Below are 16,167 nucleotides of genomic sequence, written 5' to 3'. Positions count from 1 at the left end.
GTGGTTTCGCACACCGGCACAATTGGGGACGTCCCCCGCCACGTCCGGGGCCTGTCGGTGCCGCTGCTCATCCAGTTCAATGGCTCTGGGGGGCAGCACTCGGTGCCCGGGGGCAGGGGGGAGAGGCAGTTGAGCAGTTCAGGTGACGGTACGCCGCCGAATCGGCGGATCGGGGAAATAGCGGCGATGGTCTCGGCGATCACCGCCGTCATCGGTCTGCTGCTGGCGGTGTTCGGGGTTCCGTTCGTCGGTGGCTCCTCAGCCCACCGGACCATCGCGGGCGGTGCCGAGACCACTCCCGCCTCCTCCACGTCGGCTCCGGCCGAGACGCACACCCCCGGCTCCCCGGCCGCGACCATCGAGCCCAGCACCGCACCCTCGGCGTCGTCCCAGCCCTCGGTGTCGTCAAAGCCCTCCCCGTCGGCCGTACCGAAGGGCTGGCATCGTGTCAGTGAAGCCGACCTCACGGTCGCCTTCGCCCTGCCGGACGGCTGGATCCAGAGGATGAAAAACGACATCCAGAGCAACTGGAAGTCCCCGGACGACGCTCATGACATGAGCGTCAAACGGGATACATCGTACGGTTCGACCGCCCTGGAAGCCTCCGCCGGACAGCTCGCCTGGTACCGCGACACCGGCAAGTCGTCGATGGCCGACCTTGAGGTCGTCACCCACCCCACCCAGCAGAACGGACAGAGCGCGCTCTGGCTGGAGATCGACTACCACTGGGTGCGCCAGCGGGAACCCCGCAAGCGCGTCGAACTCTTCGTCGCGGGCCAGGCGGGCCACGTCTACCAGCTGCTTTTCGACACCGCCGCCAGCTCCGAGAAGCTCGCCAGACAGCGGCAGATGTTCGCTACCGCCCGCGCCCACCTGCTGATCGACTGGAGCGCGCCATCCTAGTGTCGCGAGCACCGAGGTTGGGTCCTATGGTCGCGGCTTATCGTCGATGTGGTGTGGAGGTACGGGTGTGAACGGGTTACGGGTCTCGCCGTGGAAGCGGTACGGGCACGACCGTCTGTATGTCAATCTCCCGGACGGCGAGAAGGTCGCCTGGTACGACTGTGGCACCGGGAAGTTGAACGTCTTGGTCGAGGACTACCGGGATGCCGTTCTGGAGGTTCTGGCGCCGTACCTGGCCGGCACGTCGTCGTCGGCGGCCGCCTCGGACGCTGCGGCGGCTGACGACGACGGCCGGGGTTCTCTGCGCCCGGAGGACGATCTGGCGGCTCACCGGCCGGGCACCGCCGTGCGTGCGAAGCTCGATGAGCTTGCCCCGGGCATCGTGGCTCGTCTGGTGGCGCTGATGTTGGGGCGGCGGTCGGAGGCGTACGGCTGGCGGAAGGGCCTGACGGGGGAGCGAAGGGTGGGCGCGGAGCTGGAACGGCTCACCCGCAAGGGCTGGCGGGTGCTTCATTCGATACCGCTGCCGCGGGGTGTGGACATCGATCATCTGCTGATAGGCCCGGGTGGCGTCTTCAGCGTGAACACGAAGTACCACCGCGGCGCCCGCGTCTGGGTGGGCGACGACTCCGTGAAGATCGGCGGCCAGTCGTACCCGTACGTACGCAAGAGCCGCGCCGAAGCCAGGCGTGCGTCCCTGGCCCTCAGCCGAGCGTGCGGCTTCGCCGTCGATGTGCGCCCTGTGCTCGCTTTCGTCGACACCGACACGATCACGGTGACGCCCTCCTTGCGGGATGTGCGTGTCGTCCGGGACAGGGAGTTCTCGTCGTTCAAACGCCTGGAGGGGGCGTTGACGCCGAGGGAGATGGAGCCGATCTACGGCGCGGCGCGGAACCGCCGCACCTGGTTGAACGCCTGACGCCGCGACTTTCGACTTGTTGAGGACAGAGCATGGACGGGGTGAGCGGTACCTCACACAGGTCGGACGGCAGGGCAGGGCTGTCCCCCGTGAGAGCTACGTGCGGGTGTCCACTGTGAGGTGACGATTCCTGATCACCGTTTCCCTAGCGTTCAGTTCAGCCGCGGCGCTCCGGCCGCGGAACGGACGAGGAACCGGAAACGGAACCGGAGAAAGAGTCGTCATGAAACTGGTGTGGCAGATCCTGGCCGTGGTCGCGGTCGGTGCGGTCGGTGGTCAGAGCGTGACCGCGGTGCGGGACAACCCGTGGTTGTCGCTCCTTCTGGGGGGACTGACGGTCGTGCTCTCGGTGTTCGTCTACCGGTGGGTCGTGGGGCGCACCGAGCGGCGCCCGGTCACGGAGCTGGCCCGGGAGGGAGCGCAGGGGGCGCTGTTTCGGGGTCTGGTCATCGGCGTCGCGATGTTCGGGTGCGTCATCGCGAACATCGCCTTCCTCGGGGACTACCACGTCCACGGTTTCGGCTCGCTGACCGGGGCGATCGGGCTGGTCGGCTTCATGGCGGGCGCCGCCGTCACGGAGGAACTGATGTTCCGCGGGCTGCTCTTCCGGCTCGTGGAGCGAGGTCTGGGCACGTACATCGCGCTGGTGCTGTCCGGTGTGGTGTTCGGCGCGGCCCATCTGCTCAACAAGGACGCCACCCTGCTGGGCGGCATCGCCGTCGCGATCGAGGCCGGTGGCATGCTCGCCGCCGCGTACGTCGCCACGCGCTCCCTGTGGCTGCCGATCGGCGTGCACTTCGGCTGGAACTTCGCGGAATCCGGCATCTTCGGCACCGAGGTCTCGGGCAACGGCGACACGCACGGGCTGATGGACGCCTCGACCTCGGGTGCCGAGCTGATCACGGGCGGCGAGTTCGGTCCGGAGGCCAGTGTGTACTCGATGCTGTTCGGTGCGCTGCTGACCCTCGCCTTCCTGTGGCTGGCCCGCCGGCGCGGCCACATCGTCCCCCGGCGGCGGGCCGAGCGTGTCGACGCCCTCGCTACACTCGCGCGGTGATCAGCGCTCAGGGGACCGGCCAGATGTGGCGCCGGCTCGACGTCACCGTCCGCGACCTTCCGCTCGGAATACTGTTCCTGGTCGCGTCGTTCCTGCCGGGACTGCGCGGCCACGGGACGGAGGTCGGAGACCTGCCGACCCGCCCCTTCGACGCACTCGCCGTCGTGGCCCTCGCCCTCGAATGCCTTCCGCTCGCGGTGCGCCGGCGGTGGCCGGTCGTCTGTCTCGCCCTGGTGACGTGCGGCTTCGCCCTCGACCAGCTGCGCGGCTACCACTCGGTCGCCGGCACCGCACTGCCCCTCGCGCTGATCAGCGCCGGGTCCCATCTGGCACACCGCCGGCGCACCACCGTGGTCCTGCTCACCGTGGCGTACGTGCCGCTGGCGATCGCGCTCTCCCGGCTGGGTTCGGGCGGTGAGCCGCCGGAGGGGTTCGTGACGTTCTATTTGGTGCTGGCCCTGGCCTGGGGGGCCGGGGCGTGGCTGCGTTCCACCCGGATCGCGGAGGCCGAACGCCGTGAGCGCGTCGCCGCGGAGACCCGTACCGCCGAACGCACCCAGATCGCCCGCGAGCTGCACGATGTGGTGACCCACCACGTGACCGCCATGGTCGTACAGGCCGAGGCCGCCCGCTACCTGACCGCCGCGCCCGAGCGGCTCGAACAGTCCCTGACCGCCGTCAGCGACACCGGCCGCCGCGCCATCACCGACCTGCGCCACCTGCTCGACCTGCTCAACCCCGACCACGGCACCGGCGCCGGGGCGGCGGAGACCAAGGAGCCCAAGGAGGCCAAGGAGCCCAGGACACCGGCCGTCGGCAGGGTCCTCACCCTCGTGGAGCAGACCCGCCGGGCCGGACAGCCGGTGGACTTCACCGAAGAGGGCACGCCACCGGCATCGACCGGCAGCGCCGACCTCGTCGCCTACCGGGTGGTGCAGGAAGCCCTGACCAACGCGCTCAAGTACGCTCACGGCAGCCGGACTTCCGTCCAGGTACGGCACGGCGAAAGGGAGATCACCGTGGAGGTCAGCACGGACGGAACCGGCTCACGCAGCGCCGCCGCCGTCGGCAGCGGACGGGGCCTGACCGGCCTGCGCGAACGCATCGACGTCCTGGGCGGCGACTTCCAAGCCGGTAGCAGCACGGACGGCGGCTTCACCGTACGGGCCCGCATCCCCGCCGGCAGCACCTCGTGAGCGCACCGATCCGGGTCCTGGTCTGCGACGACCAGATGCTGGTCCGCACCGGCCTGGTCACCATCATCGACGCCCAGCCCGACATGGAGGTGGCGGGCGAATGCGGAGACGGGCGGACCGGAGTCGAACTCGCCCACCAGGTACGGCCCGACGTCGTCGTGATGGACATCCGCATGCCGGTCCTCGACGGCCTCGAGGCCACCCGCCTGCTGGCCGGCGCCGGAGTGCCCCACCCCGTCAAAGTCCTCGTGGTGACCACGTTCAACCTGGACGAATACGTCTACGAGGCACTGCGCGCCGGCGCCAGCGGCTTCCTCCTCAAGGACGCGCCCCCGGACCGGCTGCTCCACGGCATCCGGACCGTGGCCACCGGCGCGGCCCTCCTCGACCCCGAGGTGACACGCCAGCTCGTCGGCCGCTACGCCGCCCGCATCCGCCCCACCGAGAAGACCCCCCGCGACATCCCGCTCACCCCCCGCGAACTGGAAGTCCTCCGCCTCATCGCGGACGGCCTGTCCAACAGCGAGATCGCCGCGGCGCTTGTCATCAGCCAGGAGACCGTCAAGACCTTCGTCTCCCGCATCCTCACCAAACTCCAGCTCCGCGACCGCGTCCAGGCCGTCGTCTACGCCTACCGCCACGGTCTGGCAACCTGACGCCCGCCGTGCGGGCGGCAGCACGCTCGGGGTGCCGGTCGTCAGCCGCCAGGACGGTGGCGCTCGATGTCGTGCGCGAGGCCGTCGGCGAGTTCTTCCGCGGTGAGGGTCTCCGTGTAGTGGGTCACGTAATCGCCGTCGGGGTTCATGAGGAAGGTGAACGACGTGTGCGGCACGGTGTAGTCGTCGAGTTCGTCCGCCCGCCTGGCGAAGACGCGATAGGCACGCTTCGCCGCTTCGATCTCCTCCGCGGTGCCGGTCAGCCCGGTGTAGCGGGGGTATCGGTCGCGCAGGTACGCGGCGAGCACCTCGGGTGAGTCGCGGTCGGGATCGACCGTGATGTAGAGCGCCCGGATCTCGTCGGCAGCAGGCCCCAGCAGGTCCAGTGCGCGGCTGTTGCGGCTCAGCACCGCGGGGCAGATCTGTCCGCAGTGGGTGAAGCCGAAGAAGACGAGCGTGAACCGGCCGTGGTAGGTGCCGGGTGTCACGCGCGCGCCCAGGTGGTCGGTGAGTTCGAAATGCCCGCCGACGCGAGCGCGGGTGGATGCCATGCGAGGGACCTCCGTGTTCATGACCAGCGCAGGGCCAGTGTCGTCTCGGAATCGAGTGCCGTACTGATGCGGAGCGTGTCCCCGTCCGCGACGACACGCACGGCCGAGGTGTGCTCCGGACCGTCACTGCCGGCGACGGTGACCCCGTCGAAACTGAGCGTCCACGGGCGGGACGGTGAGTTGGCGACGGTCAGCGAGACGTCGGACGGCTTGCTGTCGCGCGGGCGCGCGGTGAGCAGCAGCGTGTGGCTGTCGCGGTGGTAGTAGGCGCGGCGCAGGTCGACCTCACCGTCCTGCGCGGCCACGTGGGGCTGGGCGAAGTGCTCGGCGGTCCACGGCCGGTTGTAGAGGGACCAGAGGCCGTCCGGGACGTTGAGCCGGGAGTAGCCCAGCATGACGTTGCCGGTCATGGCGTCGACGTGGATCCGGTTGCCCTCGGCGTCCCACGGGCGGTCGTCGCGGGGGTAGTACAGTCCGCCGTTCTCCCAGGTGGGGTTCATGAAACGGTCGGCGTGGGCCAGCAGTCCGCGCAGGCGTTCGTCCCCGAGCTCGGACAACGCGGCCGCGACGTAACCGAACGTCGGGTCCGTCGTCGGATCGGTGGTGTCCTGGGGCAGGTCCGCGGGCTCGCCGGCGGCCAGGGCGGCCCGGACCCGCGGGATGACAGACGGCGCGTAGGGCGAGATGGTGCCGTCCGGTCCGGTCTTCAGCGTGCCCCGCAGCTGCTGGGGGAAGGTTTCCCTGACGACGTCGCGGTTCCAGGTGTTCATCACCGACGCCACCCAAGCGTCGTTCGTCACGCCGACGGGCGGGACCAGCTGGTTCTGCTTCACCATCAAGAACGGGTAGATGGAGCCGTTGTCGGCATACATGCCCCGCCGCTCCCAGGCTGCCGCGTAGGCTTGTGTCGCCTCCTCGGCGCGGGCCGTACCGTTGCGGATGTCCTCGAACCGGAAACCCATCATGGGGAACTGGTTGCAGACGATGAAGATGCAATTGGGCTCACAGGCCACGCCCAGCCAACCGTTCTCCACCATCTGCCAGTAAATGGCTTCGCCCAAAGTCGACCGCTGATAGACGTGGATTTCCGGTGCCAGGCCCTGGAAAACCGGATTCCACTCGAACGTCAGGGCACCAGGGGCGTCATAACGGTCGTCATCGAACAACGTGGCGTGCAGGCCGGTCATCGCGTACAGGTGGCCGCTGTACATGATGTTCTCCTTGACCACCGGATCGGTCCAGGGTTCGCGCAGCTCCTCGATGTCGGGGTCGAGGGCACGGGCACCGCCGCTGGCCTCCTTCCAATAGCCCCAGACATCACGGCGCAGCATTTTCCCGACCGTCTTCTCGAAAGTCGGTTTGACGGCCGAGGGGGCAGCGGGCAACCAGTGGTAATGCGCGAGGCCCAGCGTGTACGCCATGTACGCGAGCTGGTAGCGGTAGGCGTCGAACAGCTCCTGCCCGGGATCGGCCCCTCCCATCTTCGACCAGTCACCCGGCAACTGGTTGGCGAGATTCTCGAGATGGCGCAGGTGGCCCAGCTGGAGGTCGTCGAGGACGGGAATCCGGTCGAGATCGATTCCCAGTCCCGGATCGTGAGTGACGAGCTCGGGTGTCATGGTTTCTTCTTTCGTCGGTGACCAACGTGGTCACCCATGAGGTTCACGCGGCTTTCGCCTCGACATCGGCCTTCTTCTGGTCGCGATCGACCTCAAGCGACACACGTCCCTCTGGGGCGCCGCGAAGTCGGCTGCTTGACAGGTGTCAAGAGTATGAGTCGAGGAGTTGACGACTGTCAACTACACTGGGCGGAGCGACGGTTAGGAGCAGCGACATGGCAAACTCACCCGGGCGGCGGGCCGCTTCACGAACGTCGGTCCTCGACGGCGATCCGGCCGAGGTCGAGCAGAGGATCCTGCGGCGGGGCCTCGACGCCTTCGCGGAGCTGGGCTACAACGCGACCACGGTCCGCGTTCTGGCGCACAGACTCGGGGTCAGTCACAACTTCATCAGCGTGCGCTACGGCTCGAAGCTCGCCTTCTGGCGCGCGGTCGTCGATTTCGCTTCCGCGGAAGTCCTCGAGTTCGACGGCCCGGCCTTCGGCGACGACTATGACGACGACCAAGATCTGATCGTCGCCGCCGTCCGGAAGATCTACCGGAAATCCGCCCACCTGCCCCAGCTTCACCGCATCGTGGCCGATGAGGCGGCCCGCGAATCCGAGCGGCTCGACTACCTCTTCGAGCGGTATATCCAGCCCTTCATGGAGAACGTCGAGCCGAGCATCGAGCGACTCGTCGCCAAGGGAGTCATGCCGCCGGTGCCCATGCATCTGCTCTACTTCGCGGTGATGGGGCCCACCAGTGGGCTGATCCAGCAGCCGCTCGCCCGCAGGTTCGGCCGCCCGGAACCGTCGTCGGACGAGGATGACCTCCACTACGGCCAGGTGCTGGCCGGACTGGTCCTCACCGGCATCATGCAGAGGCCGACGGCGTAGCCCGCATCCGCCGAATCCAGCCGCCGACCGGCCCGCCGGGTGAGTCGGGACCCGTGGTACGGGCGCCCTGGTACGGCTCTATTCCGGTCTGCACGCGCGAATGATGGACGCGATGACGTCGTCGAGTCCGCGCTCGTCCGTCTCGGGCAGCGGTGCGCCGCTCACCGCCAGGCCGACGTACCCGTATATCGGCGCGAACACCGTCAGGGCGACACGGTCCACCGGCCCCTCGCGCACCTCGCCTTGACGCTGCCCGGTGCTGACCAGTTCCAGGCCCTGCTCGGCCCATCGGTGTGCGGCCGCTTCCAGTGCCTGCGACGCCTCCGGGCTGTGCTTGGCCGAGAACATCAAGTCGAGCAGTGCGGCGTTCGTCAGGGAAAAGCCCACATACGTCCGGGCCATGGCGGTCAGGCGCTCGCCGAAGGTCCGGCCCGCGCCCTTCTGGGACGCCTCGAGGGCCTCGTTGAGCCGTTCGAAGCCGTCCAGGGCCAGGGCGTCCAGCAGCGCCTGCTTGCTCTTGAAGTGGCGGCTGGGTGCTGCGGGGCTCACGCCGAGGTCGCGGGCCAGTTCTCGGAGGGACAGTGCGCCCGATCCCCGCTCACGCAGTGCTTGCTCGGCCCGTTCGAGCAGGGCTGCGCGAAGGTCTCCGTGGTGGTAAGGCCGCTTCTTCATGGAGACAGCCTAATCTGAGCGCCGCCTACATTGTGAACGTTGCATACATTGTGATCGTCGCATACATTGAGCGGCGGCTCACGAACATGACCCCAGGAGGAGCGCATGCCGCGCAAAACCATCGACATCACCGTGCCCGACCTCACCGGGCGGCGCGCGCTCGTCACCGGGGCCAGCGACGGCATCGGCCTCGGACTCGCCACGCGACTCGCCGCGGCCGGGGCCGAGGTACTCCTGCCCGTACGGAATCGGCGCAAGGGCGAAGCGGCGGTCGCGAGCATCGTGCAGGCAGTTCCCGGCGCCGACGTGTCGCTCCACGCCCTCGACCTGTCCTCACTCGCCTCGGTCGCGGCCCTCGGCGACACGCTGCGCGAGGAAGGCCGCCCCCTCCACATCCTCATCAACAACGCCGGGGTGATGACCCCGCCCGACCGCCAGACGACCACCGACGGGTTCGAGCTTCAGTTCGGCACCAACCACCTCGGCCACTTCGCCCTGGTGGCCCATCTGCTTCCGCTGCTGCGCGCCGGCCAGGCCCGGGTGACCTCGCAGATCAGCATCGCCGCGAACCGCAACGACATCAACTGGGAGGACCTGAACTGGGAACGCTCCTATGACGGTATGAAGGCGTACAGCCAGTCGAAGATCGCCTTCGGGCTCTTCGGCCTCGAACTCGACCGGCTCAGCCAGGCGCACGGCTGGGGCATCACGAGCAACCTCGCCCACCCCGGGGTCGCTCCGACCAGCCTGCTCGCCGCGCGCCCCGAAGTCGGCCGCGACACGGAAACCGGAGGCAGGAAGCTCATCAGCGCCCTGTCCGCCCGTGGCATCCTCCTCGGGACCGTCGAGACCGCGAAGCTCCCCGCCCTCTACGCCGCGACGGCCGCCGAAGCCCAGCCCGGCCACCTCTACGGGCCGAGCGGCCTGGGGCACCTCGGAGGCCCGCCCGCCGACCAGAAGCTCTACTCCCGCCTGCGCAGCACCGAGGAGGCCCAGCGCATCTGGCGGATCTCGGAAGAACTGACGAAGGTGTCGTTCCCCACCACCTGAGGCGCTCGGCGCCCTGCACGCTCCGGTCCGCGTTCACCCCTGCCCGCCGGCCGCCCTCGCGGCGAGGTAGCGGGCCGGAACCTCCCCGCCCCCGTGCACCGCGAGGTCGGCGCCGGTGACGTATCCGGCCAGGTCGCTCGCGAGGAACAGACAGGCGCGGGCGACGTCGCCGGGGTGGGCCATCCGTTCCATTGGGATGACGCCGGCCACCGAGGCACCGCCGTCCGTGCCGTAGCCGGCGGCCGCGCTCTCGGTGCGGATCAGCCCGGTGGTGATGTGGTTGACCCGTACCTGGGGCGCCCACTCCAGGGCGAGCGCCTTGGTGAGGGCCAGCAGCCCGGCCTTGGCGGCCGTGTAGGCGGCGGTGCCCGGCTGCGGGTCGTGGGCGGAGACACTGCCGATGTTGACGACCGAGCCGCCGCCCGGCCGGGTCCGCATGGCGCGGTGGGCCGCCTGCGCCACGTAGAACGGCGCGAGCAGGTTGAGCGCGACGACCTTCTCCACCAAGCGGGGGGAGGCGGTCGCCGCGTCGGCGTCCGGGGAGCCGCCAGCGTTGTTGACGAGCACGTCCAGGCGGCCGAAACGCCCCACCGCGCTGTCGACGAGCCCCGCCGCCGCCACGGGATCGCGCACGTCGGCGGGGACGAGGACCGCCTCCCTGCCCCGGGCCGCCGGCAGCGTCTTCGGGGCGTTGCGGCCGCAGACGACGACATCGGCTCCGGCGCCGAGGAACGCCTCCGCGATGGCGGCGCCGATGCCCTTGGTGCCGCCGGTGACGAGCACCACGCGCCCGGTGAAGTCCAGTGGGTTGCCGTTGTCCATGTCTCCCGGCCTCTCTCATCCGTCGGGGCGGGTGTTCAGCACGAGGCCGGTCCGGGCCGGCGGCGAGCCGCGCGCGTCAGGCTGCCAGTACGCGGGCCCGGCAGGCGGCCGGGGTGCCCCAGGCGTCGCGCAGCGGGCGGGCCTTGCGTATCCACAGGGACAGGTCCAGTTCGTCCGTGTAGCCGACCGCCCCGTGCAGTTGCAGGGCCGTGCGCGCGGCCCGGTAGGCGGCCTCGCCCGCCGTGACCTTGGCGGCGGCGACATCGCGGTCGGCGTCCGGGGAGCCCGCGGCGAGCGCGAGGGCGGCGCCGTGCACCAGCGGCTCGGCGAACTCCAGGGCGAGGAGGGTGTCCGCGAGCCGGTGCTTGACGGCCTGGAAGGAGCCGACGGGCACGCCGAACTGGGTGCGCCGCTTGACGTACTCGACGGTACGGGCGAGCAGCGCGCGGCCGACTCCCAGGGACTGGGCCGAGGTGGCCAGCGCGGCCAGGCCGGCCGCGTGCGCGGCGGCCGCGGCCACGGCCGGGCCCTCGGCGAGGACCGTGCCGCCGGACGGCCGCGACAGGCGCCGCCCCGGGTCGGCCGAGGGCTGGACGGGCCCCGGCCGGGCGCCCACGCGCAGCGTGTCGCCGTCCACGACCAGCACCGTGTCGGCCGCGTCGGCGTCCAGGGCGTACGGGCCGAGGGCGGTCAGGCACAGGGAGGCGACGGTCGTGCCGGAGGCGATGCCGGGCAGGTGGGCACCGGCCGCGTCCGCGTCGCCGAGCCGGTCCAGCAGGGCCGCCGCCGCGACCGTCTCCACCAGCGGGCCGGGGACGGCGTGCCGCCCCACCTGCGCGAAGGCGACGGACAGGTCGAGCGGCAGCGGACCGAAGCCGCCGTACCGTTCCGGTACGGCCAGGGCGAACACCCCGGCCTCGGCCAGCCGCGCCCACAGAGCCCGCCCCGGGGCGTGGTCACCGGCCGCCCAGGCCCGTATCGCGGCCGGGGTGTCGCAGGAGGTGAGCAGTCCGTCGAGGGAGCGGGCGAACTCCCGTTGCTCGGCGTCGAGGAGGAACCGCATCACCGGCGTCCCTTCGGCAGGCCGAGCAGCCGCTCGGCGACGATGTCGCGCTGGATCTCGTTGGTGCCCGCGTAGATGGGCCCGGCCAGGGAGAAGGTGTAGCCCTCGGCCCAGCCGCCGTGGGCGGGGGAGTCGGGCGCGTGGTCGGCGAGTTCGCCGTACGGGCCGAGCAGATCCAGGGCCGTCTCGTGCAGGGCGATGTCCAGCTCGGACCAGTAGATCTTGTTGAGGCTGGCGGCGGCGCCGGCCGGGGCGCCCTCGTCGTGCAGGACGCGGGAGGCAGCCGCGTAGGAGAACAGCCGGTAGGCGCGGGCGCCGATCACCGCGTCGGCGACCCGGTCGCGCAGTGCCGTGTCGGCCGGGTCGCCGTGCTCGTGCCACAGCGCGGTCAGCCGGTCGGCGGCCGCCGTGAAGCGTCCCGGGCTGCGCAGGGTGAGCCCGCGCTCGTCGCCGGTGGTGCTCATCGCGATCCGCCAGCCCTGGCCGGGCTCGCCGATGACGTCCTCGTCCGGTACGAACACCTCGTCCAGGAAGAGTTCCGCGAAGGCCGGCCGGCCGTCGAGGCGCCCGATGGGCCGCACGGTGACGCCCTCCGCGTCCAGCGGGAACATCAGGTACGTCAGCCCGTGGTGCGGCTTCCCGGCGTCCGGATCGCTGCGGAACAGGCCGAAGGCCCGGTCGGCGAACGCGGCCCGGGACGACCACGTCTTCTGGCCGCTCAGCAGCCAGCCGCCGGCGGCGCGCCGGGCCGACGACGTGAGCGAGGCCAGGTCGGAACCGGACTCCGGCTCGGACCACGCCTGCGCCCAGATGACCTCGCCGCGCGCCATCGCGGGCAGGACCCGGGCCCGCTGCTCGGCGGTGCCGTGCGCGAAGAGGGTGGGGGCGAGCAGGTGGATGCCGTTCTGGCTGACCCGTCCGGGCGCGCCGGCGGCGAAGTACTCCTCCTCGAAGATCAGCCAGTGCAGGATCGAGGCGCCCCGCCCGCCGTACTCCGTGGGCCAGGACACCACCGACCAGCGGTCGGCGGCCAGTTCGCGCTCCCAGTCCCGGTGGGCGGCGAAACCCTCGGCGCTCTCCAGGGACGGCAGCGGAGTGGCCGGCACATGCGCGGCCAGCCAGTCGCGGACCTCGGTGCGGAACGCCTCGTCCGCCTCGCTGAGGTCGAGGTCCATCAGCCGCCCGCCCTCTTCATCGCGTGGATGTCCATGCCGCCGAGCGCGTCGGGTGCGGTCTCGGCGTTGTGCGCGTGCGCCAGGTGGTGCAGGCCGAACGCCGAGTCCATGCCCGCGTGCAGACCCTGGAGGTCCTCGGCCTGGTTCACGGCGCGCTTGGTCAGGGCGAGTCCGAGGCGCGGCATCCGAGCGATCCGCAGCGCCAGCTCCCGGGTGCGCCGCGCCAGTTCCGCGCGGGGGACGACGCGGTTGACCATGCCGACCTCGTGGGCGCGGCGGGCGCTCATGCGGTCGCCGGTGAAGAGGAACTCCTTGGCGATGCGCGGCGGCATCACCCACGGGTGGGCGAAGTACTCGACGCCCGGTATGCCCATTCGCACCACCGGATCGGCGAAGAACGCGTCCTCCGAGGCCACGATCAGGTCGCACACCCAGACGAGCATCAGACCGCCCGCCACACAGGCGCCCTGTACGGAGGCGATGACCGGCTTGGGCAGCTCGCGCCAGCGGCGGCACATGCCGAGATACACCTCGGACTCGCGGGCGAAGCGGCTCTCCGCGCCCTCCTTGTCCGAGTGGTCCCACCACAGTCCCGCCCGGCGCTCGAAGGGCAGATGCGCGTCCCGCCCGGGGGTGCCGATGTCGTGGCCGGCGGAGAAGTGCTCGCCCGCCCCGGCCAGGACGACGGCCTTCACCTCGTCGTCCTCGGCCGCGCGGTAGAACGCCCGGTCCAGGGCGTAGGTCATCGCGGAGTTCTGCGCGTTGCGGTACTCGGGCCGGTTCATGGTGACCGTCGCGACCGGACCCCGCTTCTCGTAGCGCACGGGTGGGGCGGATGCGTCGTGGGCAGCGGACATCATGCCCTCCTTCCCTAACAAGTGTTTGGTAGATTAACGTAACGGCATGAGCAGCGTCGAGGAGTTCCGCGCCGAGGCCCCCACCGAACGGCCCGCCCGGGAACGGCACATGGCCGCCGCCGGCCGGACCTGCGTCGGCCTGCCCCAGGAGATCCGCCCGTGACCCCGCAGCCGCCCCCCTACGTACCGGGGCACTCCCTCCTGGCCGGCCGCACCGCGGTGATCACCGCCGCCGCGGGCGCCGGGATCGGCGGGGCCACCGCCCGCAGGTTCCTCGAGGAGGGCGCCCGGATCGTCATCGGTGACGCCCACGAGCGGCGCCTGAGGGAGAGCGCCGCCGCCCTGGCCGAGGAGTTCGGCGCGGCCAACGTCGCCGGACTGCCCTGCGACGTCACCGACGAACAGCAGGTCGACGCCCTGTTCGCGCTCGCCGCCGAGCGCCACGGCGGCCTCGACGTCGTCGTCAACAACGCGGGCCTCGGCGGCACGGCCGACCTCGTCGACATGAGCGACGAACAGTGGTCCAAGGTCCTCGACGTCACGCTCGGCGGCACCTTCCGCTGCACCCGCGCCGCCCTGCGCCGCCTCAAGGCGCAGAACGGCGGCGGCGTCGTCGTCAACAACGCCTCCGTCGTCGGCTGGCGTGCCCAGCGCGGACAGGCCCACTACGCCGCCGCGAAGGCCGGGGTCATGGCCCTCACCCGGTGCGCCGCCCTGGAGGCGGCGGACTTCGGCGTACGCGTCAACGCCGTCGCCCCGAGCCTCGCCATGCATCCGCACCTGGTGAAGGTGACCACCCCCGAGCTGCTCGCCGAACTCACCGAACGCGAGGCCTTCGGCCGCTACGCCGAACCATGGGAGATCGCCAACGTCATCGTCTTCCTGGCCAGCGGATACTCCTCCTACCTGACCGGCGAGACGGTCTCCGTCAGCAGCCAGCGGGCATGAGGGCGATGAGCACCAGCGCCTCCGCCGGGCGCCGCGCCGAGATCCTGGCCACCGCCGCCCAGGTCTTCGCCGACCAGGGCTACAACGCCACCACCGTCCGCCGCATCGCCGACGCCGCCGGGATGCTCGCGGGCAGCCTCTACCACCACTTCGACTCCAAGGAGTCGATGCTGGACGAGATCCTCTCCGCCTTCCTGGACGAGCTGTGGGCCGGCTACGAGACCGTGCTCGCCGCCGGACTCGGGCCCCCGGAGACCATCGAGGCCCTCGTCACCGAGTCCTTCCGGCAGATCGACCAGCACGGTCCCGCGGTCGCCATCTACCAGAAGGAGTCCCGGCACCTGTCCGCCCAGCCGCGCTTCGGCTCTCTCGCCACCTCCCAGGTGAAGTTCGAGCACGCCTGGCTGCGCACCCTGGAACGAGGCGTCACCGAGCAGGCCTTCCGCGCCGACCTGGACGTGCGGCTGGTCTACCGGTTCGTACGCGACACCGTGTGGGTGGCCGCCTCCTGGTACCGCCCCGGCGGCCCCCACAGCCCGGAGGAGATCGCCCGGCAGTACCTGTCCATGGTCCTCGAGGGCATCACCCCGCGGAGTTGACGTGGCGCCCCGACGACCCATCACGAAGGAGCAGTCATGGCAGAGGCTTACCTGGTCGAAGCGGTCCGCACCCCGGTCGGCCGGCGCCGGGGCGGACTGTCCGCCGTACACCCCGCCGACCTGGGGGCCCACGTCCTCACGGCACTGATCGAGCGCACCGGCGTCGACCCGGCCGCCGTCGACGACGTCGTCTTCGGCTGTCTGGACACCGTCGGCCCGCAGGCCGGGAACATCGCCCGCACCGCGTGGCTCGCCGCGGGCCTGCCCGAGGAGGTGCCCGGCACCACCGTCGACCGGCAGTGCGGCTCCTCCCAGCAGGCCGTCCACTTCGCCGCCCAGGGCGTGCTCTCCGGCACCCAGGACCTGGTCGTCGCGGGCGGCACACAGAACATGTCGATGGTCCCCATCGCCTTCGCCAGCCGCCGGGCCGCCGAACCCCTCGGCCTCACCGACGGCCCCTTCGCGGGCTCCGAGGGCTGGCGCGCCCGCTACGGCGACGCGCCCGTCAGCCAGTTCCACGGCGCCGAACTCATCGCCGCCACGTGGCACATCAGCCGCGAGGACATGGAGCGGTTCGCGCTGCGCTCGCACCAGCGGGCGGTGCGCGCCATCGACGAGGGCCGCTTCGACCGCGAGACCGTCCCCGTCGGCGAGGTGACCACCGACGAGGGCCCGCGCCGCGACACCTCCCTGGCGAAGATGGCCGCCCTCAAGCCGGTCGTCGAGGGCGGCCGGCTGACCGCCGGCGTCTCCTCGCAGGTCTCCGACGGCGCCGCGGCGCTGCTCATCGCCTCCGAACGGGCCGTCGCCGAACACGGCCTGACCCCGCGGGCCCGCGTCCACCACCTGTCGGTGCGCGGCGAGGACCCCATCCGCATGCTGTCGGCGCCGATCCCGGCGACGGCGTACGCGCTGCAGAAGGCCCGGATGTCCATCGACGACATGGACCTGGTCGAGATCAACGAGGCGTTCGCGCCGGTGGTCCTCGCCTGGCTGAAGGAGACCGGCGCCGACCCGGACCGGGTCAACGTCAACGGCGGCGCCATCGCGCTCGGCCACCCGCTCGGCGCCACCGGCGCCAAGCTGATGACGACCCTGCTCCACGAACTGGAGCGCACCGGCGGGCGGTACGGCCTGCAAACCATGTGCGAGGGCGGCGGTCTGGCCAACGTCACCATCATCGAACGCCTCTGAGCGGCACG

At 71.0% G+C, this 16,167-nt stretch carries 17 protein-coding genes; 10 read left to right on the top strand and 7 right to left on the bottom strand.

What is annotated here, in order from left to right; genetic code table 11:
- Positions 1-129 precede the first annotated feature (129 nt).
- From PS467_RS08205 to PS467_RS08185, 5 genes are all read left to right on the top strand, one after another.
- Complete coding sequence (locus PS467_RS08205) at positions 130-903, top strand: hypothetical protein (protein WP_311034688.1); 774 nt, start codon at positions 130-132, stop codon at positions 901-903.
- A gap of 67 nt (positions 904-970) precedes the next feature.
- Positions 971-1,822, top strand: coding sequence for a nuclease-related domain-containing protein (locus tag PS467_RS08200; protein ID WP_311034687.1), 852 nt, complete (start codon positions 971-973; stop codon positions 1,820-1,822).
- Positions 1,823-2,045: 223 nt separating this feature from the next.
- On the top strand, positions 2,046-2,879 hold the full coding sequence (locus PS467_RS08195) for a CPBP family intramembrane glutamic endopeptidase (RefSeq protein ID WP_311034686.1): 834 nt from the start codon (positions 2,046-2,048) through the stop codon (positions 2,877-2,879).
- A complete protein-coding gene (locus PS467_RS08190) occupies positions 2,876-4,075 on the top strand; it encodes a sensor histidine kinase (RefSeq protein ID WP_432280551.1) in 1,200 nt (399 codons plus the stop codon). The genes PS467_RS08195 and PS467_RS08190 overlap by 4 nt, the downstream gene beginning before the upstream one ends.
- On the top strand, positions 4,072-4,731 hold the full coding sequence (locus PS467_RS08185) for a response regulator (protein ID WP_311034685.1): 660 nt from the start codon (positions 4,072-4,074) through the stop codon (positions 4,729-4,731). Before PS467_RS08190 ends, PS467_RS08185 begins: the two co-directional genes overlap by 4 nt.
- Positions 4,732-4,772: 41 nt before the next feature.
- On the opposite strand, the gene PS467_RS08180 is transcribed toward PS467_RS08185, so the two are convergent.
- Together PS467_RS08180 and PS467_RS08175 are read right to left on the bottom strand one after the other, a co-directional pair.
- Positions 4,773-5,282: an SCO family protein gene (locus PS467_RS08180; RefSeq protein ID WP_311034684.1), complete on the bottom strand. Its 510-nt coding sequence runs from the start codon at positions 5,280-5,282 to the stop codon at positions 4,773-4,775.
- A gap of 17 nt (positions 5,283-5,299) precedes the next feature.
- The gene (locus tag PS467_RS08175; RefSeq protein ID WP_311034683.1) at positions 5,300-6,901 is read right to left on the bottom strand and encodes a linalool dehydratase/isomerase domain-containing protein; all 1,602 of its coding nucleotides are present in this window, start codon (positions 6,899-6,901) and stop codon (positions 5,300-5,302) included.
- A 215-nt stretch (positions 6,902-7,116) separates the two neighbouring features.
- On the opposite strand from PS467_RS08175, the gene PS467_RS08170 reads away from it, so the two are divergent.
- Positions 7,117-7,779 carry a TetR/AcrR family transcriptional regulator gene (locus PS467_RS08170; protein WP_311034682.1) on the top strand — a complete coding sequence of 221 codons (663 nt, stop codon included), beginning with the start codon at positions 7,117-7,119 and terminating at the stop codon, positions 7,777-7,779.
- Between the two features lie 78 nt (positions 7,780-7,857).
- On the opposite strand, the gene PS467_RS08165 is transcribed toward PS467_RS08170, so the two are convergent.
- Entirely contained in the window at positions 7,858-8,451 is a 594-nt protein-coding gene (locus tag PS467_RS08165) for a TetR/AcrR family transcriptional regulator (protein WP_311034681.1), read from the bottom strand.
- A 105-nt stretch (positions 8,452-8,556) separates the two neighbouring features.
- Between PS467_RS08165 and PS467_RS08160 the strand changes: the two genes are divergently transcribed.
- Positions 8,557-9,501 carry an SDR family oxidoreductase gene (locus tag PS467_RS08160; protein ID WP_311034680.1) on the top strand — a complete coding sequence of 315 codons (945 nt, stop codon included), beginning with the start codon at positions 8,557-8,559 and terminating at the stop codon, positions 9,499-9,501.
- A 33-nt stretch (positions 9,502-9,534) separates the two neighbouring features.
- On the opposite strand, the gene PS467_RS08155 is transcribed toward PS467_RS08160, so the two are convergent.
- The 4 genes from PS467_RS08155 to PS467_RS08140 form a co-directional block, all read right to left on the bottom strand.
- Positions 9,535-10,323, bottom strand: a complete 789-nt coding sequence (locus tag PS467_RS08155) for an SDR family oxidoreductase (protein ID WP_311034679.1) — start codon at positions 10,321-10,323, stop codon at positions 9,535-9,537.
- Between the two features lie 76 nt (positions 10,324-10,399).
- Entirely contained in the window at positions 10,400-11,386 is a 987-nt protein-coding gene (locus PS467_RS08150; RefSeq protein ID WP_311034678.1) for an acyl-CoA dehydrogenase family protein, read from the bottom strand.
- Positions 11,386-12,561 carry an acyl-CoA dehydrogenase family protein gene (locus PS467_RS08145; RefSeq protein WP_311034677.1) on the bottom strand — a complete coding sequence of 392 codons (1,176 nt, stop codon included), beginning with the start codon at positions 12,559-12,561 and terminating at the stop codon, positions 11,386-11,388. Before PS467_RS08145 ends, PS467_RS08150 begins: the two co-directional genes overlap by 1 nt.
- Positions 12,561-13,418 carry an enoyl-CoA hydratase gene (locus PS467_RS08140; RefSeq protein ID WP_311034676.1) on the bottom strand — a complete coding sequence of 286 codons (858 nt, stop codon included), beginning with the start codon at positions 13,416-13,418 and terminating at the stop codon, positions 12,561-12,563. Before PS467_RS08140 ends, PS467_RS08145 begins: the two co-directional genes overlap by 1 nt.
- Positions 13,419-13,577: 159 nt before the next feature.
- Here PS467_RS08140 and PS467_RS08135 point away from each other — a divergent pair, with 159 nt between their 5' ends.
- The 3 genes from PS467_RS08135 to PS467_RS08125 are packed head-to-tail and all read left to right on the top strand — an operon-like array spanning position 13,578 to position 16,159.
- Positions 13,578-14,366 carry an SDR family oxidoreductase gene (locus tag PS467_RS08135; RefSeq protein WP_311034675.1) on the top strand — a complete coding sequence of 263 codons (789 nt, stop codon included), beginning with the start codon at positions 13,578-13,580 and terminating at the stop codon, positions 14,364-14,366.
- A gap of 5 nt (positions 14,367-14,371) precedes the next feature.
- Entirely contained in the window at positions 14,372-14,965 is a 594-nt protein-coding gene (locus PS467_RS08130; RefSeq protein ID WP_432280550.1) for a TetR/AcrR family transcriptional regulator, read from the top strand.
- A gap of 36 nt (positions 14,966-15,001) precedes the next feature.
- The gene (locus PS467_RS08125; RefSeq protein WP_311034673.1) at positions 15,002-16,159 is read left to right on the top strand and encodes an acetyl-CoA C-acetyltransferase; all 1,158 of its coding nucleotides are present in this window, start codon (positions 15,002-15,004) and stop codon (positions 16,157-16,159) included.
- The last annotated feature ends 8 nt before the right edge of the window (positions 16,160-16,167 follow it).

The sequence above is a fragment of the Streptomyces luomodiensis genome, assembly GCF_031679605.1.
Taxonomy (GTDB): Bacteria; Actinomycetota; Actinomycetes; order Streptomycetales; family Streptomycetaceae; genus Streptomyces; species Streptomyces luomodiensis.
This window is presented reverse-complemented; position numbering and strand designations above follow the sequence as displayed.